This window comes from Paenibacillus wynnii (assembly GCF_000757885.1).
GTDB classification, from domain to species: domain Bacteria; phylum Bacillota; class Bacilli; order Paenibacillales; family Paenibacillaceae; genus Paenibacillus_AQ; species Paenibacillus_AQ wynnii.
On record NZ_JQCR01000001.1, the window covers coordinates 226436 to 246362 of the forward strand.

Consider the following 19927-nt stretch of genomic DNA (forward strand, 5'->3'; position numbering starts at 1 on the left):
TAAGTAACCATCAGATAACAGGAGGACTTAAACATGCGGCCATTACAAATTTCGCCGGAAACGGCTATAGCGTTATCTAAGCAACTGGGTGTTCCACTGGAACATTTAATGCATATGCCACAACATATTTTGTTACAAAAAATAGCTGAGCTCTCGAGAAAAGAGGCCACTCCCACTACTGGGGAGGATCTCTCCTCAGGAACCGAAACTGACGAACCTTCCGCACAGAAGGATGAGACATGATTCCATTCAGCCATACTTGGCCTTATGATATTATACTAGGCGATATATATGTACAGTACTGCCCGTTTTGCAACACGGATAACGTGCTATTACCTATGAAGCCGAAAGAATTGCAGACCGTCCGGGAAGGCAAAAAGAAGCTGCTAGTCTTTCCCTGCTGTCATGCAAGCCCAACCGTTATAGACAACGACGGAGACTACCTTTTGTTCGACAGATCCGTTAGATAAATAACATCTATATCGTCTGCGTAATTGAACGAAACAGGGGAACCTGAGACTACTCAGGTTCCCTCTGTTCCGGACAGTAATTCATCAGGATCCATCTTTGCATCCCTCATTTGCTCACGCAACACACCCCACTGCTCACGTGCCGCCCTGATCATCGCTGCATCCATAATTCTCTGATCATTGATTAGGCGAGAGAACCACATCACAGCCTCAGAGAACTTACCTATACGTCGGTTCAGCTCTCCTATAAGGTATAGCAGGCGGGCATCATTGCCGCCAACTCCATCTCGCTCATAAACGTTAATATAAGCATCAAGTGAAAATCGCAAAAATCTAAGTTCCTGCTCGGTCTCCCCGTTATAACGGTACAGCCAGGCAATATGATGCAGCAAACTCGCAAGTATCCGATCCTTATCCTTAATACTCTGCGCACATAGCAAGGCCAGCTTATAGGTCTCCAAAGCCGCCTCCCAAGAACGATGGCCGTCAAAATGCTTTACTGTCCATCGGTCACCGATACTTTTCTTAAAGGCTGCCTTCTGTATCTCTGTCAGCTTGTCCGCTGAATTCTCAGTAGAGGCAAACCCACATCTCGGGCAGACCCGAACTACATAATAATCAGGGTTTTCTTCCTTGTAGTAGGAGCAGAAGTCTGCATCTCGGCGAATTGCCTTTTTGAGACTGGGCCGTACTCTCGACGTTTGGAACTCATGTTCACAATTACAGCACTTCACCTTAATGGAGTATAACGGTATTAAATCTGTCAAATGCCCTCATTCCTTTCACACTACAGCTTTACTCTTGTTCTCTGGGCGTATTGACAAAATGATTCGCAGGCCCTGCCAGACGGCTCAATACGAACGAACGTAAGGGCTCCTCCACAGCAGTTTCCTCCAGCGCCTTCTTCATACAATCCAACCAATCCTCCGCACGCTCCGGTGTTATCGGGATATGCATATGCCGTGCTCTCATCATTGGATGTCCATGAAGATCAGAATATAGCGTAGGACCGCCAAAAAATTGACTCAGAAACTGATATTGCTTCTCCAAGACAGGAGTTATATCCGCTGGAAATAACGGACTGAGCTTCGGGTGAAGCTGTACTTTTTCATAAAAGACTTCAACTAGGCGATGCAGCCCTTCAGCTCCCCCCAGATTTTCATATATACTCTCATTTGGATTCATTGAATTTACCAGCTTTCTTCCATATTAAGTATTGCGATCAGTTAATTATAACAAAAAATTAAAGCAATATCCCTCTCATCACAAAAAAGACGCTAAACATTTGTTTAGCATCTCGGGCAGCATATTTTAGTAGGTACGAAAGTCCTCATCACCAGGTGGGACAAGGGAGGCACGGATTACATATACAAAAGCACAAACAAGAACTCCGGCTACTACGCTCATCACCATCACTCCATCCTTATTTATCAAGGTAAAAAAGGTGTGCATTTAATTAAACTTATTTTATCACAATATGAAATGAAAAGCACCTCATTTTGTAACCGCTTTCTTATTTTTTTTGTGCTGTTTGTCCACTCTTTTGCATAAATCTAATCATAGATCGCGGAAGCTTATTCCTGCGTGTTGAGGAAGTGAATTTATGAAGCTTGTTCATACCGAGAAGCGGTTGTACGGCCCCTCTTTACTAACTTTGGGACTTGCAGGTTGCTTATTACTTATGCTGATCTATCCTGAGGCCTCATTGGCAGCTGCGGTGCGCGGAATTGCTGTCTGGTGGGATGTGCTTTTCCCTTCGCTGTTTCCTTTCTTTGTAATCTCCGAGATGATGCTTGGCTTCGGTATCGTTCATCTCTTCGGTGCGCTCCTCGATCCATTCATGCGTCCGTTATTCCGAATCCCCGGGAGCGGCGGCTTCGTCGCAGCTATGGGGTATGTATCCGGATATCCGGTAGGAGCCAGGTTAACCGCAAAGCTTCGTGAGCAAGACCTGGTCAGCAGGGTTGAAGGAGAGCGGCTGGTGGCATTCACCACCTCTTCCGATCCTATATTTCTGCTGGGTGCAGTTTCTGTCGGTTTTTTCCATGATGCATCCTTAGGCCTAATCTTAGCGCTCTCCCATTACGGAAGCGGCATAGTGGTTGGACTTCTAATGTCATTTCACGGAAGAAAAGAAGATGCTGCAGAAAAAGTATTGTCAAAAACGCCTCCCCCTACGGCTGCACATGGTCTTGCTTATCGAATCCGGACGGCATTCTCGTCTATGGCTGAAGCCAGACGTAAAGACGGCAGGAGTCTTGGAGAACTGCTCAGGGGTGCTGTGCAATCTTCTTTACAGCTTATTATTGTCGTAGGAGGGTTGGTTGTATTCTTCAATGTGCTAATGGAACTATTGGGCAGGGCCGGTGTCATGTCCTCGTTGTTCACTCTAACTGGCCATTTATTAACCTTCATCGGCTGTCCGCCTGATCTGTCCAAGGCTTTAGTGAATGGTCTCTTCGAGGTTACGCTGGGTGCACGATCCGCTGGAGCTGCTGGTATTTCCCTCCCCTTACATTTTAAGGTGGCTTCTGCTGCTTTTATTCTTTCCTGGGGGGGATTATCCGTTCATGCTCAGGTTGCCAGTATATTGAACGGAACCGGGCTTCGATATCTGCCGTTTATGGTCGCCCGTGCCCTTCACGCAGTTTTAGCAGCAACATTTGTGTTAATGCTTTGGAAGCCTGTTAGAGGCACAGGACTCTCCTCTGCATGGGCTTCACTGCCCGTATCCGCCGCATTTACCCCCACACCCTCAGGTATTATTGCCGCGCTGGGGCTCATGGGCCTGCTTCTTGCAGCCACTCTTATGGTGTCACTGTTGATGTTATTCTTAACCCGTATCTTTACGATGCTCCGGCGGAATGGATAAGGTTGCCGCGATTCCCATTGCCGCTATAGTCCTTTAGACCTTGAAACGTTGTGTTCCGGGCCAAGATTGATTATGATCGGTGTAAGACAGAATTAAACAAAGGAGCCTGTTCATCTTGAGATACTATGTTCTGGACCGCGGTGACCAACTATCTATGGATTTGGCCGAGCAGTTTCACAAACTTGCAGCGGAGCGGAATCTGCAATTGGATGCCGAGTCTCCCGAGATTGTTATATCTATTGGCGGTGACGGCACTATGCTGCACGCTTTCCATACTTTTATCGATCGGATCTCCAGTCTGGCTTTCGTAGGTGTTCATACAGGTCATCTCGGATTTTACGCCGACTGGAAGGCAGAAGAGCTTTCAACCTTGATCGATTATATGTGCGGTACGGGTGATCCCAAGCCTCATAAGCCGCGTATTGTCAAATATCCGCTGCTGGAACTGGAAATCCACAAGAAATCCGGTACAACCTCTCATATTGCCCTGAATGAATTCACCCTTAAAGGGGTTGACGGCACAGTAGTGATACAGATCGATATCAATGACGAGACGTTCGAGATGTTTCGAGGTGACGGGATTTGTGTATCCACACCTTCTGGAAGTACCGCTTATAACAAAAGCTTGGGTGGCGCTATGGTGCATCCTTCTATTGAGGCTTTGCAGATTTCTGAGATTGCTTCCATCAATAATCGGGTATTTCGTACGATGGGTTCTCCTCTCCTGCTGCCGAAGCATCATCATTGTGATATTTTTTCGCGGAAAGACCAGCGTCTGCTGCTGACCATTGACCATAACAACATTCCTGTGGATGATCTTATTTCTGTGCGTTGCCAAGTATCGGAGCAACAAATCAGCTTCGCCCGTTATCGCCCATTCCCATTCTGGAATCGGGTCCGCGAGGCTTTTCTAGTCTAACTTTGCTTGTGAAGGTCGGAAATGATGAATTTCCGGCTTGTTTATTTTGCCAATGAACAACCCCTTATTGATAGACTTAAAGTTTGATAAAATGGTATAATGATCCTATTTTACATAGAGTTGTATATAGAGGAGCGAATATTGTGAAAAAACTTTTTACCCTTTTGACTGTGCTGACACTAAGCTTAGTGCTTGCCGTTCCAGTCTTTTCCGCATCAAAACCGATAGAAGTCTTTATCAATAATAGTAAGGTTTCTTTTAATGCAGGAACTCCTTATTTACAGAATGGTTCGGTTCTTGTACCCTTTAGGGCTGTCTTTGAGAAGTTGGGTCTTAAGGTCCTTTGGGATGCGAAGACAGGAACGGTTACAGGCACAGGCTCAGGTCTGAACATTCAATTGAAAATAGGCAGCAACCGCGCAAGCATAAATGGGGTCATAAAAAAACTGGTCGCCGCCCCTACTTCCTCCAACGGCACTACCTATGTTCCTCTACGTTTTATAGGTGAAGCAACAGGCGGAACGGTTCTGTGGGATCCTGCAGTAAAGAGTGTGCGAATAACTACAGCATCATCAGCATCTGGTGAAGCGGAAATAAAGAGCTTATTCAACAACATGATTTCATACTTTAATGAAGAGAATTTAGGGGGAATGAATTCACTGGCTGAACCTGAATCTTCTTTCTATGATTATGCATCCAGCCTGGAACAATCATTTAAGACATTCGATATCAAGAGCATTCTTAACGAACTAAGCATTGTTGATCTCAAAGCAGATGAAGCTATCGTTACAACCACAGAGAGCACCCTCCGTATCAACGGTCCCTACATTCCCGATCAGGAGGATCAGTACATATACACTTTGATCCGACTAAACGGCAAATGGAAAATATCAGACGTGCAGCTTCAGGAATCAACCATTCTATTAACATCTGCTCAGGCCTCAAAACCTGCTGATGCACCACAGAGTGACATTTCGGCGATAAATAACACACTGGCCAATTATTACAAAGCTCTTAATGAAGAAAATATCACAGGAGTAATGTCTGCCCTGACTTCCTATGATGAGGAATCTGATACTGAGGTGAAAATAAATTTAAAGTATTTCTTCAGCAATAATAATGTTAATTATACGCCTGGGATTTCTAATGTTTACTATTATAACGGGAATGAAGCTGCCTTGTATGCTGAACAAAAGACGAAGGAAAAAGATTCCGCTGAAACATATGAACAAGGAATTATTTATGTGTTCACCAAAGCAAGTGACGGTACGTGGAAAATTGATCAGGCTTATACCGTTTTCGATAAATTATTATAAACATAAAATTCAATGATAAAAGGATGTATGTGAATATGAAATTTTCCAAGTTAACGACAGCCCTTCTTAGCAGTTGTCTGGCCTTATCCATTGTTTTTAGTCCGATTGCATCTGCAGCAGACACTGTACCCGCCAGCACAGACATGGATATTATTAAAGAAGTAATGGATTATTTAGAAAATTACAATCTTACAGATGTCGAAAAGGCTAAGCTGGTTCGTGCAGCGATCGACGGTATGGTGTATTCGTTAGAGGACCCATACAGCCAGTATTTCGATGCTGAAGAATCCGAGGCTTTCATGCATCAAGTTGATTTGGAATATGTCGGTATCGGAGTTAAATTGCAGTATACGGGGAAGGAGCTCTATATTGAGGAGGTTGTTCCCAATTCACCGGCAGAGAAAGCAGGCCTCAAGCGGGGTGACACGATCCTTAAAATAAATGGTGTCAAGATCGCCGATTTAGACGGTGATGAGATGACTGGGGCTGCAGGCACCAAGATGACAGTGTTAGTGCAGAGGAACGGAGTTACGAAATCCTATAGTGTAGTTCGAAATGAGATTGCCAGCACTTCAGTAACTGGCACGATCATCGGACCCAAAATTGCCTATGTCGCCATTAGTGGCTTCTCGGCATCCTCAGATGAGGAGTTCACTGCCGTCCTGAAACAAATGCGTGAAGCCGGAATGAAATCTATGGTGCTGGATTTAAGAGACAATCCGGGCGGCTACATGGATGCTGCGTTAAATATCGCATCGGAGTTTATTGACAAGGGTGTCATGATGTATACAGAGGATAACAGCGGAGTGCTATCACCTACTGTTATTACGGATGGCAGTAAAATCAACGTCCCTGTTGTTATTCTAATGAACGAATACTCTGCCAGTGCTTCGGAAGCATTGACGGGTGCGCTGCACGATAATAAACTCGCAACGGTTGTAGGTACAAAAAGCTACGGTAAAGCGCGGATTCAGAGCCTTTTCTCACTCTCTAACGGGAGTACGCTAAAGCTTACTACACAGAAATATCTAACCCCGAGCAAAGAGGACTTTAATCATATCGGACTTACACCTGATATTGAAGTACAAGGTAAAACAGCACAGCTAATCACTGCTCTGCAGTTGGCAGGAATGACAACCCTGGAAGCCTCTGGAGATAATCATATTCTGAATATTAACGGAGCTCCGTTTGCCGGTAATGTAGGTCTTATTAAACAGGGCAACACGATTTATGCTTCTTCACGAGTGCTAGCAGCTATGGTTCAGGGTGACGTCTCCTGGGATGCTAAGAACAAGAAGGTTATTGTCACCAATGGAGCTGGCAAATCTGCAGGATTCGCGATGTCGACCAAAGAAGCTATCTCCAAAAATGATGAAACCTATATTCAGCTGGATTCCTTCAAGAAGAAATTCCCTACCTTGGTATGGAGCTATAACGCCTCCCAAAACCAATTGAAATTGTCGGTAAAATAATAAAACAGCAAGCTCCCAGATCATCTGGAGGCTTGCTGTTTTTTTGTGGAAAAATGATATGAACAGGACCCTGTCTATAGCTTTATTGCTGCTGATCCAAGGGCTGGACTTGAGGCGGTCTGCCTTGATTCTCGCGCGGTGGGTTTTTCTTGCCGTGAGCCTCTTTAGCTCTGTGCTTCTTCCCCTGATGTTCCCTAACAGGCCTGTCCTTCGAACCCCCATCCTTACTTGAAGATGAAGATTGTCTGGTGGTAGCCGACTTGAGCTGATCCTCTTTAGCAGCATCATCTGTTACAAGCAGTTCACCATCTACGTCCTCTGCAGGTAAAGACTCTTGCGGATCTTTGGTCAGGATGTCTTTATAGCCTTCTACTGGTTGTTCTTTCAGCTTCCGCAGCACAAAATGAGCACAGCCAAAATTGCAATATTCATTGATGTAATCCACCATACCTGAAATCGCTGTATCCCGGTTTACCTTGGGGTGATTATCTCGGTAGAAGCCCTTTAACCGTAATTGGCTGTAACCCCAATCACCAATGATATAGTCATATCGTTCCAACACCTCGCTATATCTTCCGCGAAATGCCTCCGGATTCCATCCGTCTTTATGATCCAACATGAGCTCATAGCCTTTTCCGCCTATAACAATCAAGCAAATGTCGCCTGCCTTTCAAAATGATGTTCTGAAATTTCAGTGACCTAAATGTCACTTCGCGACAAGTTTGAGCTTCCGATCGCTGTTATCCTCTGATTTCTTTTATCAAACCGCAGTAGCGGTTGAAATCCGAGGATAAAGGCGAACGTTTCACTTCTCCAGCTTCAAACTTTCTCTTCGTTCCTTCGGTCACTGAAATTTATTGGGGGGGTTAACCCGAGATTATACGCTCTTCACGGCGCTGGGCAGCAGATTTAACCTGCTCGTGCGCGTGATAGGAGCTACGGACAAGCGGTCCAGACTCAACGTGGCTGAAGCCCCGCTTCATTCCTTCTTCCTTCAAACGGGCAAATTCATCTGGATGATAGTATTTCTCCACATCCAAGTGCTTTGGAGAAGGCTGCAAATATTGACCTAGAGTCAAAATATCACAATCCACCGCCCGTAAATCATCCATTGCTTGTAAAATCTCGTCCCATTCCTCGCCAACACCAAGCATGATACTTGATTTCGTTGGGATGTCCGGTTTAATCTCTTTGGCACTGCGCAGGAGCTCCAGAGAGCGACGGTATTTGGCTTTGGCCCGAACCCGGTCCGACATCCGTTCCACCGTCTCAATATTATGATTCAGAATATCCGGATTACTGTTCATTACAATTTCTAAGCTATCACGGTCTCCCAAAAAATCAGGAATCAACACTTCTACCGTGCAAAGCGGAAGACGTCTGCGAATAGCAGCTACGGTTTCAGCAAAAATAGTCGAACCGCCGTCCTTCAAATCATCACGGGCTACACTTGTCACAACACAATGGCGGAGATTCATCCCTTCAGCCGCTTCGGCTACGCGTTCCGGTTCCTCCAGATCCAACTCAGTGGGCATCCCTGTATTCACTGCACAGAAACGGCAAGCACGGGTACAAATATCACCAAGAATCATAAAAGTAGCTGTCCGATTCGCCCAGCATTCATAGATGTTCGGGCATCGAGCTTCCTCACATACGGTATGTAAAGTTTTGGAACGCATCATACCTTTAATATCCTGATAATTATCACCGGTTGTAAGCTTGATTTTAATCCAATCCGGCTTTGGTTGTTTAGCGGCTTTATTGATCAAAGTAGTAAACCCCGCTTTCGCCTGATAGTTGTTGAAGTTCTGCCTCATATTATAGCATGTGCCGTTAGTAATTGCCTGTTTTTGTGGAAAGCCTAAGGTAATTAAACAGCCTGAAATAAACCGAATTCTCAAAAGCTTTAAGGTAAAACGGATAAGAAACACCTTTTTTCCTCAATATATAGAAAAGGTTGCTGTCTTCATCTCTGATCTACATCACCAGGCAAAGGAGGTTGTTACAAAGTGTCCCTTTTCAAGAGGCTTATACTAAAAAGGTCGCTGGTAAGCTTATCCGCAGCAGCAATCTTGTTTGGATGTTTTGATATTTCCACCTTAAAAGCGGCGGGTAGTTCCACTCCTCAGGCAGCTGACAGCATTAAGAGCCCTAACAGCCAAAGTGACGTTTTCACTTCCCGTAAGGAGCTGTACGAACAAATGTCTGCAGTCACCGGCATTCCTTGGTTCCGTTTAGCCGCCATCGATCAATATGAAAGAACAATCGCCAAAAAAAGTAAGGAGAGTCCTCCTGACCCCGGCCGCCTTACTGGAATTACAATCCCTGCTCCTGTGTGGTGCGGCCCGCTTAACCCTGATCAAGATGACAAGTCAGCCGCATCCATAAGTTTCTTTCATGGTTTTGGCCGGGATGGTTCTGGGGACGGCATGGCTGATCCCAATAATGATATTGATCTTTTATACAGCATGGCCAGCCACCTGATGCGATACGGTAATTCTCCAAGTGACTTCAGCATAGCCACCTGGGAATATTATCACTATGGACGGGCATCCCTGCGAATAACTCAGTTCGCGAATCTGTACGAGCATTTCGGGCAACTTGATCTATCCGGTAACGCCTTTCCACTGCCGCTCGGCAAAATTTACTCTTACCGAAGCACTTGGGGTACAGGCCGAAGCTGGGGGGGAGCCCGCATCCATGAAGGGACTGATCTATTCACGCCTCATGGAATGACGGTTCGCAGCACCTGTTACGGCATCGTTGAGACAAAGGGCTGGAATCGTTACGGCGGATGGCGTGTGGGTATTCGAGATATAGATAATCGATATCATTATTACGCCCATTTAGCTGGATACGAGAAGTCCCTGACTCAAGGAATGATTGTAAAACCAGGTCAAACGATTGGGTGGGTCGGCAGTTCCGGCTACGGAAAACCAGGCACGCAAGGGAAATTCCCCCCTCACCTCCATTATGGGATTTACCGGGACAGAGGAATCATTGAATGGGCATTTGATCCCTATCCCCTATTGAAGCAGTGGGAGAACGGCGAGCGCCGCGCGTTAAAGAAGCACAAGTAAAAATCCGCTAATGAAATATGTAAAACCGCCAACAGGACACCTTAACGGCTATCCTTCGGCGGTTTTTTTATCGATTTTATCCAACACTCTGAATAAATTGTAGCACTTCATTTAGAATTCGGTCACTCTCCTCGCAATGACACACCATATGGCCACTTTTGTCTACAATCAGCACTTCTTTACGGGGAGCCATAATGGTTTCCTTCAGATAGGCAGCACTTTTTGTTTTAACCAGATGGTCACGTTTTCCCTGAACGATTAGGGTTGGTGTTTCAATTTGGGGGTAGATTTCAAAGCTCTCATGAACCATCCGCTGAAACTCTTTAGTAGCCTTGGGTGGAGTAGATCCAAATTTGCTGGCGTAATTCTTAAGCATCGAGAAACTGCCTAACGTCTTGATGATTTCTACGGGATTTAGCGGAAATACAGGCGTGGATAGTAAAGTAAGGGACTTGATCCGGGCTTTATATTGTACAGAAAGGCGTGAAGCGATTAATGCACCCGTGGAAAATCCGATTAAATGAACTCCTTCATTCTCTTTCAAAAGCTTTGTTAACTGCTCCTCAGCACTTTCTTGCCAATCATGCCTGCTGGAATTGAGAAGATCCGTCTTGGTTCCACCGTGTCCTTTCAATGTAAATGTAGTAGAACGGTAATTATGAGCCTCCATATATTGGGACAAGGGTGAGATTTCGAAAACTCCGCCTGTAAAGCCGTGTATAAACAAACAGCTGTCCATAATAACCCTCTTTCATGCTTTATATGCCTCTGTACTTTTTACAGTTATTATATAGTTTATATTCCCTTATTTCACTTTTTAAATCAGAGGGCCTAGTAATTGTCTATTCCCCTCTAACTCGCAATCCTAAAAACCTTTTTATCCATAAAATTTTTTCATGGATTACATGCGTTACTTGAATTTTACGTACATAGGTTGCTGTTGTACACTTTCAATGTAAGCGTTACCAACACACCGAACCAATGCGCGCAAGGGGTTAGAAGGGACGGAAGGTATTAAAAAGTTTCTGAACCAAAGTTATATTGTTCAGTTTGAATCGAAGGTACAAGCACACATTATTAGAGGAGGTTGCACATGGTCATCCAGGTACTAGCCATTGTTTTCGCATTAGGATTGCTCATGTTTTTTGCTTATCGAGGATTTCCGGTCATTGTATTCGCACCTATTTTCACCTTGCTAGCGGTTGTCATCTCAGGGGTAGCGTTAATGCCGAGTTATACAGAAGTTTATATGTTAAACGCAGCAAACTACGTCAAAAACTTCTTTCCCATATTCTTATTAGGTGCGATATTTGGTAAGTTAATGGAGTTAAGTGGCGCGGCCTCCTCCATCGCTCAGACGATTGTTAAAGCTCTGGGCTCGAAACGCGCCATGCTGGCTGTTGTCCTGGCTTGCGCATTACTGACTTATGGGGGCGTATCCCTATTCGTTGTAGCCTTTGCGGTTTATCCTTTTTGGCAATTTTTTATAAATTTTGCTACTCAAGACTCAAGACCTATTCACCAAATAATTCTAAAATTGAATAGATCTGTTTCACAATCAACATTGATATGCGGCGAAGAGGGAATTTAATCGACCAGAAGAGACCAGTCGTTTTCTCTCTACTATTCAGACATCTTACAAAATAAATTACTCAGTCGGAGGAATCACTATTTTGAGAAAGCTATCATTCGTTATTGCCATTATGTTAGGTGCAATGTTGTCCGCTTGTTCTGCCATTACATCCAGCGTGGATCAAGCGCCTGCAGGCGTTACGTCCGGCGAGAGCAAAGAAATCGATAAATACAATGCGTATGTAGGGCTGAATAACTTGATGACAGGCAGAATCAATGAGGTTCTGATTCATTATTTCGAGAAGTTCGGAGTTGATACACAGCCTGTAATCGAGAAGAACTTCAGCTTCATCATGCTCGGCGTTGCTGAAACTGAGCGGGAAGTTGTTGATAAAGCGAACGGATATACCGCAAGCCAACCTGCTTTTGCGAACGCAGACCCCGTAGTGATGAAACTGACACCGGTCATCAAAGATCTGTTGTCCGTCCTGGACGATATGAAAGCCTACTATGATACAAGAGGCTACGTGGATGATGATTTCGCAAAAGGGAAACAGCTGCATACCAAGCTGGTAAGTGCCAATCTCGCTTACGAGGCTGTCGCTAAACAGTACTTCACGGCTTTGCAACAAATGGGGAACGAACAGCGTCTGGCTGACCTGCAAAAACTGAAGGATTCAGACCAGCAGATCAGGTACAATGCCTTGAAGTTCATGATAGATGCCGAGGCTACGGTCATTGAAATGGATGCGCAGGGAATCACCGCCCACAATGTGCTTCAGCTTGATATGACGAAGTTTAAAGCCAAATACGACATCATGACCGCAGATCTGAGTGCGCTCATGACAATCTCAAAAGACAAGAAGCGAATTCAAAAAGAAGGGATTAACAGCTTCAGTATCGAGAACTATGTTAATTCTGCCACTGAGGCAAAAGCGGCCGCTTCGAAAATCATTGAACGCATCAATAAGAAGGAACCTGTATCTGATTCTGACCTAAACGGCCAGTTCCTGAACACTACGGATGGTACACCTGAGAACTTCAGTTATCAGCTAAGCAAGGCAGTCGAACGATATAATGAAATGAATTAAGCGTAATAAGACACTGAGGCTGTTATACAAGAATCTCTAAGCATAATTGGTCGTTACGCTAACGGGAACCCTTTATTATGACTGGAATTCATATAATTCATGTCTTGATAAACTAGGAAATTATAGTATTAGACCGAGAACGGCATTAAGTTAGAATAGTTCTGCAATAATTGCATGATTTATATCAGGAGGCACATAAGATGAATGTAAGAATCGATCAGAAAAATGGTTCAAAGGTAGCCATTATAGAAAGTTCCGAGATATTAATCCGAAATGTCCAGGATGCTTTGGATTTAATGGCATCCATCAAACATATTCATGATAGCAATAAAATTGTTATTCGCCAATCGAACATTACGGAGGAATTTTTCGAATTAAAGACAAGATTAGCGGGTAATATTCTACAGAAATACGTGAACTATCATACTAAGTTGGCTGTTCTGGGCAATTTCGAAGTGTATAACAGTAATAGTCTTAGAGATTCTATATACGAATGCAACAAAGGGGAGCAGGTTTTCTTTCTTGAAGATGAACAGTCAGCTATTCAAGTTCTACACTCGTTACACTAACAGAGAACGATAGACTAATAAATGGGAGCTAAGAAGGACGTGCATACGATGGCAATATAACAGATTAACCTTTACGAATGAGCAACCTTTGCACTTCAAAGCTGTATAAGCTAAAAAAGTAGCCAGTCTCCGGTTTTTTGGAGATTGGCTACTTTTCGTTTTGTAGCTTTTCCGCTGAAAATAATTCAGTACATCTGAGGAGCACAGCTACTTACGCAACGGTCCGTTCGCGGAGCGTTGCTCTCAGCACCTACGGATTATTTTTCTACTATATTAGACCCTCTCAATAATGGTCGTGACACCATGGCCTCCGCCGATACATAAGGTTGCCAATTCGGTGCGAGCCTCTCTGTCCTTCAATGCGTGAATAAGTGTAACAAGAATTCGGGCTCCACTGGCACCAATCGGATGTCCAAGGGCGATAGCTCCCCCGTTAACATTGACCTTGTCTTCGTCAAAACCGAGTACCTGTCCTACAGCCAGCATCTGTGCCGCAAAAGCTTCATTGGCTTCAATTAAATCAATATCTTCTATAGAAATACCGCTTTTCTGTAGTGCCTTTTTCGTGGCAGGTACAGGACCCATCCCCATAATCGAGGGGTCTACACCGCCGGACGCATAAGCTATGATGTTCCATCGCAACAATTACTTTTTTCGCGCCGGTAACCAGATCCATGACCCCGCTCATTCCAGGAACCATTTTTCCAAGAACCATCCAGTTGGCAAGATTGCCGTGTGCATCTACTTCCAAACCACCTAGAATGGTAACATCCACATGGCCTCTATTTTGAAATAAAAAAAGACGCACCCCTTATAGGAATGCGTCTTTTTAAATATATATTCTTATTCGGTGCTGCTAATTTCTTCAGACACTGCGTTACCGGCTTTCTCCGGCTCCGGCTCCGGCTCCGGCACCGTTTCCGGTTCCGCTGTACTTGTAACACTGCCTTCGGTGGTACCATCTTTTTCCTTTTGCAGACCAGGTATAGATATTCCCGGCGCACTAATTCCATTTTCTCCAACAGGTTGACCCTGATTGTCATAATAGTACATGGGAACATCACCGACCACCATCAGATAAGATATCGGGATTTCCGTATCCACAATCTGTGGCTCTATATCAAAGGGAATCACTACGGCAACCTCAGTCACGATATGAATAAACACCTCAACTAAAATCATATTGATTCCGGCATTCTGCTGACGGGTGTTCAACTCTACCTTTACCGCCCCTTGCGGTTCAATTTTAATTGGAATATCAGGGCCGAAAGAAGCAATCAGGGGACTGCCTAGTGCTTGACCGAGGGGAATATACTCTTTCTTATTATGTAGCTGTTGAAGTGTAGTCTGAATAACTTCAGCCGCTTGCGAGGTAATACGCATATGCTCACCGTAATTAAGCATGAACCCCGATATCTTGCCGTTCTTATCGGTCTTCCAATCAATCAACTGCTCGGCATTTCCTCCATTGGCAACTTGTGAAGTGATGGCTTTGTTAATAGACTCTGTAGCAATCTGTTTAACCCGGATTTGGGCCAGATGCACAATAGGGGGTTTTAAATGTCTCTCCACATAGCGGATACTTTGCAGCACCGCCAGAAGGAGTAGTAAAGAGACGATTAGCCATATCTTTCGTCGGCTGCGCGGCTTGCGTTTAGATAGGCTTGGAGTAGTAAGAGTACCTTCCTGGCGACTGCCCCATAGCTTGCGTTTTTGTCTTTTGGCTTCAAAACGTCCGCCATAAAGCTTTTTACCTGTTGAACTGCGGCGCGCCTTGAAGGCCGACTTTCTCCCTGTGGGAATCCCATCCCAGCTAAATCGGGGAATCCGGATCCGGCTTCCCCATTTCTTAGTTCTGGCCATTGAATACCCTCCCGCCTTAACCGGCGGTCAAGCCGCCTCTATACGTATAAGGTATTCATCAGGTGGACAAAAAAGAAGAACACTCCTCTCAGGCAACGCCTGCCCTAGGGAATATTCTACGTTTATCTAATCTTTCAATTGTAATTAGGTCATTCTGCTGCGTTTGTCCTCCTGCAAATGACCCCAATGTCTGCGGATAAAGACCCCAATTAGAATTACACAAAATATAGCGTACCAAGTAAGATAAGTCTCCCACTGTTCTTTTGGAACGATCAAGCTTGAACTAAGAGTTCCGAAAAGCCAGATGTACGAGAGGTTACCGAGCACTGTCCCCCATATGAAGGAAGAATTTGGGAGGGGTGATACCGCCGACATAAAGTTGATAATATTATTAGGGATTATGGGAACCGTACGCAGAAGTACCAGTGTCCATATACCGTAGCGGTCCAAATAACGCTGCCATTTATCATAACGCTTCAGACGTGAGCCCCATTTGCGGTCAAACCAATGGAACAGATAACGCCGGAAAAAGAAATACACCAGTATCCCGCCCAAGTTGCAAGCCAGCCAGCTGATCAGCATCCCCCCAATTACGTTAAAAACCGAGACGTGGAGTACGATTAGTATGGCGAATGGAAAAAATCCAAAGAGACTTTGAAGCATAGCCAGTGGAATGGTAACAAACAAAATAGATGGTCCAGTGAGACCTAACGTTTGCAGCAGCCAATCAATCCATTCATTTAGGGTCTCTGTCACGGAGCTGTCTCCTCTCTTAACTCCTTGCAGCAGCTGCCTCCTCATGTACCTCAAAAGCATAAGTTGATATATTTCAAGAAAAACACCCCTTGCGGGGTGTCCATTGAATAAGTCTTACGTTATGGGATGTATATGTTAAGAACAGTCGTTAGCGTACAAGTTACAAATCTGTAGCCTCATGTGTTTCTTAATCATAGCACACTTCTCGAACTATTCAATACCAGCTAACCATTCGTTAACCTTGTCTGGATTACCATCTACCCAGACCTTTGCAGCTTCTTCTGGTGATTGTCCGCCCTGGATGGCAACCATTACCGTAGCCATATCTTCGGGTGTCCACTGAAATTGATCCATAAACTTATACATCTTCGGCATGTCCTTATTCAGCCCTTTGCGGACCATCGTATGGATCTGCTCATCACCACCATATACTCCCTTTGGATCCTCTAAATATTTCAGATCCATATTCGCAAACATCCAGTGTGGAGTCCAACCGGTAACGACAATGCTCTCATTGTTATCATATGCCTTTTTAAGTTCTTGTGCCATAGCCGCTGAGGAGCTTTCCACCAGCGTATAGTCACTCAAGCCATATTCAGCAAGAGCTTTTTCCGAGGCCATCATGATCCCTGCACCTGGTTCAATACCGATAATCTTATGATCCAGAGTAGCACCTGTTGTATCATTGCTTAAGTCCTCAATAGAGTTGATATCCATATAAGTAGGAACAGCAAGCCCAATCTTTGTTCCTTCCAAATTTGCCCCTAGATCTTCGATATCTTTGCCATATTTCTCTATATAAGAGGCATGTGTTCCCGGCAGCCAAGCAGCTACCATAGCATCAGCACTTCCATCCGCAATACCAGCCCACATCGGACCTGCATCAACCTGCAGCATTTCCACCTCAAGTCCAAGCTTGGATTCGAGAACTTCCTTTACTACATTCGTACTGGCAATTTCGGAATCCCAAGCTACATAGGCCAACTTCACCTTATCCTTTTTCTCAGCAGATGAACATCCGGCAAGCACGGCTACCACCATCAACAATAGTAACATAATAACTCCTGATTTCTTATTTAACATTAAGCATACACTCCCTATCTTTGTTTTGGTTTTAAAGCATTTTGTGTTAATCGATCCAATAAAATAGCGATAATAACTATAGCAATACCTGCCTCAAAGCCAGCACCTGTCTTAGCTTGTGAAACAGCACGGTATACTAATGCACCTACACCCTGTGCACCAATCATAGAAGATATAACTACCATCGACAGAGATAGCATAATGGTCTGATTAATACCCGCCATAATCGTCGGCATAGCAATAGGAAGCTGCAGCTTAATCAGCTTTTGAGTGGGTGTTGATCCGAATGCATCCGCTGCTTCCACAAGTTCCTCTGAGACCTGACGAATACCTAGGTTAGTTAAGCGAATCGTGGGCGGGATTGCAAATATAATAGAAGCAATGACTCCGGGCACCACACCAAGCGAGAAAAAGGAGACCGCCGGCAATAAATATACAAAAGCAGGCATCGTCTGCATAAAGTCCAGAAGGGGGGTAACTGTGTTTTTCACTCCATTACTTTGTGCGCATAAAATGCCAACCGGAACACCAATGAGCACTGCAAGAATCGAGGCTGTCAATACTAGGGCTAGAGATTGCATTGTAGGCCCCCATAGACCCAAATTATCGATTAACAGTAGTCCAATGATTGTAAACAACGCCATTCTCCATTTTCCAATCCAATAGGCCAAAGCAGCAATTAGAGCAATAAGAATTAGTGACGGTAAAAATATAAGCGCAGCTTCGATCCCACCAACCATCCCGCCAATAATGGCGTGAATAATATCAAAAAATGTTCCGAAATACGTGGTCAACCAGTTCTCTATCCACTCAACTCCACTCCCTAGTGGTATCTTAGGAAGATTCATCTCAACATCCCTCCTTCCAGTACAGCATTCCCAGCTAACGCAGATAGAACGGCTCCTTTGATAACAATGCCTTTTAATCGATTGGATTCGTCTACAACAGCTACTGGCAAGTGAATCTCCGACATCATTTCAAACAGGTCATTCAGCAGCGCATCCGGATGAACTTGAGGAATGTCGCTACGTAACACATCGTGGATGGTTTGATTTTGCTTCAGCGCCAACGCTGCATCATCAGCTGTTATCAAACCTTGCAGCTTCATTTCCTTATCCACCACATATAGACTGGATACACCATTATCCCGCATGAGCTGAAGAGCAACGCGGGGTCCACGCTCGGGTCTGATCATTTCCGGTGGAATCATAACGTGAGCTGCTGTGAGAACTTTAGATAAGTCCACATCTTCCACAAACCGTTCTACATATTTGTTGGCAGGCTGGATAAGGATTTCCTCCGGTGTACCGATTTGCACAATAACACCATCTTTCATAAGAGCAATGCGATCACCAATCCGCAGTGCCTCATCCAAGTCATGTGTAATAAAAACGATCGTCTTTTTCATACGGGCCTGCAGCTCGAGCAGTTCCTGCTGCATATCTTTACGAATCAGAGGATCCAGTGCGCTGAATGCCTCATCCATTAAGAGTATGTCTGGATCATTGGCAAGACCTCGTGCGAGCCCTACTCGCTGCTGCATCCCTCCGCTAAGTTGATCAGGGCGATGGTTCTCCCACCCGCCCAGACCTACGAGCTCAAGGGCTTTCATGGCCAGTTCTTTTCTTTTCTTTTTCTCTATCCCCTGTACTTCTAACCCGTACTCCGCATTAGCAAGAACACTTCTATGAGGGAACAAAGCAAACTTCTGAAAGACCATACCGATATTTTTTCGACGGAATTGACGCAACTGCTCCGGGTTCATCTTGACAACATCTTTTCCTTTAAAAAGGACCTGTCCGTCTGTAGGCTCAATCAATCGGTTCAATAGACGTACAAGAGTGGACTTGCCGCTCCCTGATAATCCCATAATGACAAAAATTTCGCCTTCTTCGATACTGAATTCGGCTTTATTTACACCAACGGTAAGCTTGACTTCTTTGGCAATTTTCTCTTTAGACCAACCTTGCTCTAATAATGGAAGCGCTCGTCTCCCTTCGGAACCAAAAATCTTAGTAAGCTGTTTTACTTCAATAATAGACATGGTAGACCCCCTTTTCCCAAATTTGACCAGGTCAATTCACTACTACAAGTGTAACGGACTTGTGAAAATCGACGCAAAGCCAGTATTTGGACATAATTGATCGTACAGTTTAAACTTTATAAACTTTATGTATAGAATGCTCCGTTTTACGCTATATTTCGATTTACATCTAATCTTTACTTCTAGGTAGTGATTTTATTACAATAGTGGGTATAGGTTGGCAGCCGAATCACCTATTCCCAGGAGGGACACCATGAACGATTTAAATGGGCTTTCGCCCGAACAGATAGAGAGAATCAGCAAAGCACGTGAGCGTGTGATTGATTCCATTGGGAAGAACATGGATTTATATGGGATTACATTATCTATTGGTCATCTATATGGTTATATGTATTTCAATCAGGGACCCGTTACCCTCGACGAGCTCAGCCAAAGCATGGAGATGAGTAAGACTTCTATGAGCACCGGGGTGCGAACATTGCTGGATCTAAAGATGATTGATAAGGTTTGGGGGAAAGGCACCCGTAAGGACTTATTCGAGGTGATACCTGATTGGCATCAGAACTTTAGCGATTTTTTCTCCATTAAATGGAGAAAGGCTGTTGAGGGGAACATGATTGCACTATCGAAGTCACTTCAAGAGATTAGTGCTATGAAATTAGATTTTGCCGGGGATGAGGGTATTGCTGCCCTTTTAAGTACCGATGAGGAAAAGATTGGGGAAGCGATGAAATATTACCGCTGGTTGCTGAAGCTAATTGAGGCGTTAGAGAGCGGGAAAATTTTCGATTTGATCCCTAAGGAAGAGTAGAGCTAATAA

20 protein-coding genes and 3 pseudogenes are annotated in these 19927 nt (G+C 44.5%); 11 read left to right on the plus strand and 12 right to left on the minus strand.

All coding sequences use genetic code 11. The annotated features are described in order from the left end of the window. The first annotated feature begins 33 nt into the window (after positions 1-33). Together PWYN_RS01190 and PWYN_RS01195 are read left to right on the plus strand one after the other, a co-directional pair. Positions 34-243, plus strand: a complete 210-nt coding sequence (locus PWYN_RS01190) for a YycC family protein (RefSeq protein WP_036647552.1) — start codon at positions 34-36, stop codon at positions 241-243. Further along, complete coding sequence (locus PWYN_RS01195) at positions 240-470, plus strand: hypothetical protein (RefSeq protein ID WP_036647555.1); 231 nt, start codon at positions 240-242, stop codon at positions 468-470. Before PWYN_RS01190 ends, PWYN_RS01195 begins: the two co-directional genes overlap by 4 nt. Positions 471-523: 53 nt before the next feature. Here PWYN_RS01195 and PWYN_RS01200 read toward each other — a convergent pair whose 3' ends face one another. Further along, positions 524-1237 carry a DUF2225 domain-containing protein gene (locus PWYN_RS01200; RefSeq protein ID WP_036647557.1) on the minus strand — a complete coding sequence of 238 codons (714 nt, stop codon included), beginning with the start codon at positions 1235-1237 and terminating at the stop codon, positions 524-526. 28 nt (positions 1238-1265) lie between these two features. Then, positions 1266-1655, minus strand: coding sequence for a globin domain-containing protein (locus PWYN_RS01205; RefSeq protein ID WP_036647560.1), 390 nt, complete (start codon positions 1653-1655; stop codon positions 1266-1268). A 418-nt stretch (positions 1656-2073) separates the two neighbouring features. On the opposite strand from PWYN_RS01205, the gene ylbJ reads away from it, so the two are divergent. From ylbJ to PWYN_RS01225, 4 genes are all read left to right on the plus strand, one after another. Further along, a complete protein-coding gene (ylbJ, locus tag PWYN_RS01210) occupies positions 2074-3342 on the plus strand; it encodes a sporulation integral membrane protein YlbJ (protein ID WP_036647564.1) in 1269 nt (422 codons plus the stop codon). A 115-nt stretch (positions 3343-3457) separates the two neighbouring features. Beyond that, positions 3458-4261, plus strand: a complete 804-nt coding sequence (locus tag PWYN_RS01215) for an NAD kinase (protein ID WP_036647567.1) — start codon at positions 3458-3460, stop codon at positions 4259-4261. A 143-nt stretch (positions 4262-4404) separates the two neighbouring features. Beyond that, positions 4405-5577: a copper amine oxidase N-terminal domain-containing protein gene (locus PWYN_RS27710; protein ID WP_052087671.1), complete on the plus strand. Its 1173-nt coding sequence runs from the start codon at positions 4405-4407 to the stop codon at positions 5575-5577. A gap of 35 nt (positions 5578-5612) precedes the next feature. Then, the gene (locus PWYN_RS01225) at positions 5613-7049 is read left to right on the plus strand and encodes a S41 family peptidase (protein ID WP_036647569.1); all 1437 of its coding nucleotides are present in this window, start codon (positions 5613-5615) and stop codon (positions 7047-7049) included. Positions 7050-7131: 82 nt separating this feature from the next. On the opposite strand, the gene PWYN_RS28470 is transcribed toward PWYN_RS01225, so the two are convergent. Then, positions 7132-7701 carry a YutD family protein gene (locus PWYN_RS28470; protein WP_036647572.1) on the minus strand — a complete coding sequence of 190 codons (570 nt, stop codon included), beginning with the start codon at positions 7699-7701 and terminating at the stop codon, positions 7132-7134. 214 nt (positions 7702-7915) lie between these two features. Further along, positions 7916-8815, minus strand: a complete 900-nt coding sequence (gene lipA / locus PWYN_RS01235; RefSeq protein ID WP_036648195.1) for a lipoyl synthase — start codon at positions 8813-8815, stop codon at positions 7916-7918. A gap of 243 nt (positions 8816-9058) precedes the next feature. Here lipA and PWYN_RS01240 point away from each other — a divergent pair, with 243 nt between their 5' ends. Beyond that, positions 9059-10129: a M23 family metallopeptidase gene (locus PWYN_RS01240; RefSeq protein ID WP_036647575.1), complete on the plus strand. Its 1071-nt coding sequence runs from the start codon at positions 9059-9061 to the stop codon at positions 10127-10129. 76 nt (positions 10130-10205) lie between these two features. Here the strand turns inward: PWYN_RS01240 and PWYN_RS01245 are convergent, their stop codons facing one another. Next, on the minus strand, positions 10206-10868 hold the full coding sequence (locus tag PWYN_RS01245; protein WP_036647578.1) for an alpha/beta hydrolase: 663 nt from the start codon (positions 10866-10868) through the stop codon (positions 10206-10208). A gap of 354 nt (positions 10869-11222) precedes the next feature. Between PWYN_RS01245 and PWYN_RS01250 the strand changes: the two are divergent. The 3 genes and pseudogenes from PWYN_RS01250 to PWYN_RS01260 form a co-directional block, all read left to right on the plus strand. Next, positions 11223-11603, plus strand: a pseudogene (locus PWYN_RS01250) (GntT/GntP/DsdX family permease); the annotation flags it as partial. A 199-nt stretch (positions 11604-11802) separates the two neighbouring features. Continuing rightward, entirely contained in the window at positions 11803-12792 is a 990-nt protein-coding gene (locus tag PWYN_RS01255; protein ID WP_036647582.1) for a YiiG family protein, read from the plus strand. Between the two features lie 200 nt (positions 12793-12992). Beyond that, a complete protein-coding gene (locus PWYN_RS01260; protein WP_036647584.1) occupies positions 12993-13361 on the plus strand; it encodes a DUF4180 domain-containing protein in 369 nt (122 codons plus the stop codon). 273 nt (positions 13362-13634) lie between these two features. Here PWYN_RS01260 and PWYN_RS01265 read toward each other — a convergent pair. From PWYN_RS01265 to PWYN_RS01290, 7 genes and pseudogenes are all read right to left on the minus strand, one after another. Beyond that, positions 13635-13991: pseudogene (locus PWYN_RS01265) on the minus strand (acetyl-CoA C-acyltransferase); the annotation flags it as partial. After that, positions 13990-14142, minus strand: a pseudogene (locus tag PWYN_RS29845) (CoA-transferase); the annotation flags it as partial. The pseudogenes PWYN_RS01265 and PWYN_RS29845, both read right to left, overlap by 2 nt. A 62-nt stretch (positions 14143-14204) precedes the next feature. After that, positions 14205-15224, minus strand: coding sequence for a sporulation protein YunB (gene yunB / locus PWYN_RS01270; RefSeq protein ID WP_205622724.1), 1020 nt, complete (start codon positions 15222-15224; stop codon positions 14205-14207). A 144-nt stretch (positions 15225-15368) separates the two neighbouring features. Beyond that, positions 15369-15980, minus strand: coding sequence for a TVP38/TMEM64 family protein (locus PWYN_RS01275; protein WP_036647588.1), 612 nt, complete (start codon positions 15978-15980; stop codon positions 15369-15371). A gap of 210 nt (positions 15981-16190) precedes the next feature. Next, a complete protein-coding gene (locus PWYN_RS01280) occupies positions 16191-17063 on the minus strand; it encodes a glycine betaine ABC transporter substrate-binding protein (protein ID WP_036647590.1) in 873 nt (290 codons plus the stop codon). A 14-nt stretch (positions 17064-17077) separates the two neighbouring features. Next, positions 17078-17911: an ABC transporter permease gene (locus PWYN_RS01285; protein WP_036647592.1), complete on the minus strand. Its 834-nt coding sequence runs from the start codon at positions 17909-17911 to the stop codon at positions 17078-17080. Continuing rightward, positions 17908-19107, minus strand: coding sequence for a quaternary amine ABC transporter ATP-binding protein (locus tag PWYN_RS01290; RefSeq protein WP_036647594.1), 1200 nt, complete (start codon positions 19105-19107; stop codon positions 17908-17910). The genes PWYN_RS01285 and PWYN_RS01290 overlap by 4 nt, the downstream gene beginning before the upstream one ends. 253 nt (positions 19108-19360) lie before the next feature. On the opposite strand from PWYN_RS01290, the gene PWYN_RS01295 reads away from it, so the two are divergent. Beyond that, positions 19361-19918 carry a GbsR/MarR family transcriptional regulator gene (locus PWYN_RS01295; protein WP_036647596.1) on the plus strand — a complete coding sequence of 186 codons (558 nt, stop codon included), beginning with the start codon at positions 19361-19363 and terminating at the stop codon, positions 19916-19918. Positions 19919-19927: the final 9 nt, after the last annotated feature.

Excerpts from the sequence above, each read along its gene's own strand:
- PWYN_RS01205 (WP_036647560.1), bottom strand. The coding sequence starts at position 1,655 with ATGAATCCAAATGAGAGTATATATGAAAATCTGGGGGGAGCTGAAGGG.
- PWYN_RS01260 (WP_036647584.1), top strand. The coding sequence starts at position 12,993 with ATGAATGTAAGAATCGATCAGAAAAATGGTTCAAAGGTAGCCATTATA.
- PWYN_RS01280 (WP_036647590.1), bottom strand. The coding sequence starts at position 17,063 with ATGTTAAATAAGAAATCAGGAGTTATTATGTTACTATTGTTGATGGTG.
- yunB (WP_205622724.1), bottom strand. The coding sequence starts at position 15,224 with ATGGCCAGAACTAAGAAATGGGGAAGCCGGATCCGGATTCCCCGATTT.
- PWYN_RS01190 (WP_036647552.1), top strand. The coding sequence starts at position 34 with ATGCGGCCATTACAAATTTCGCCGGAAACGGCTATAGCGTTATCTAAG.
- PWYN_RS01195 (WP_036647555.1), top strand. The coding sequence starts at position 240 with ATGATTCCATTCAGCCATACTTGGCCTTATGATATTATACTAGGCGAT.
- ylbJ (WP_036647564.1), top strand. The coding sequence starts at position 2,074 with ATGAAGCTTGTTCATACCGAGAAGCGGTTGTACGGCCCCTCTTTACTA.
- PWYN_RS01245 (WP_036647578.1), bottom strand. The coding sequence starts at position 10,868 with ATGGACAGCTGTTTGTTTATACACGGCTTTACAGGCGGAGTTTTCGAA.
- PWYN_RS01295 (WP_036647596.1), top strand. The coding sequence starts at position 19,361 with ATGAACGATTTAAATGGGCTTTCGCCCGAACAGATAGAGAGAATCAGC.
- PWYN_RS01285 (WP_036647592.1), bottom strand. The coding sequence starts at position 17,911 with ATGAATCTTCCTAAGATACCACTAGGGAGTGGAGTTGAGTGGATAGAG.
- PWYN_RS01290 (WP_036647594.1), bottom strand. The coding sequence starts at position 19,107 with ATGTCTATTATTGAAGTAAAACAGCTTACTAAGATTTTTGGTTCCGAA.
- PWYN_RS01225 (WP_036647569.1), top strand. The coding sequence starts at position 5,613 with ATGAAATTTTCCAAGTTAACGACAGCCCTTCTTAGCAGTTGTCTGGCC.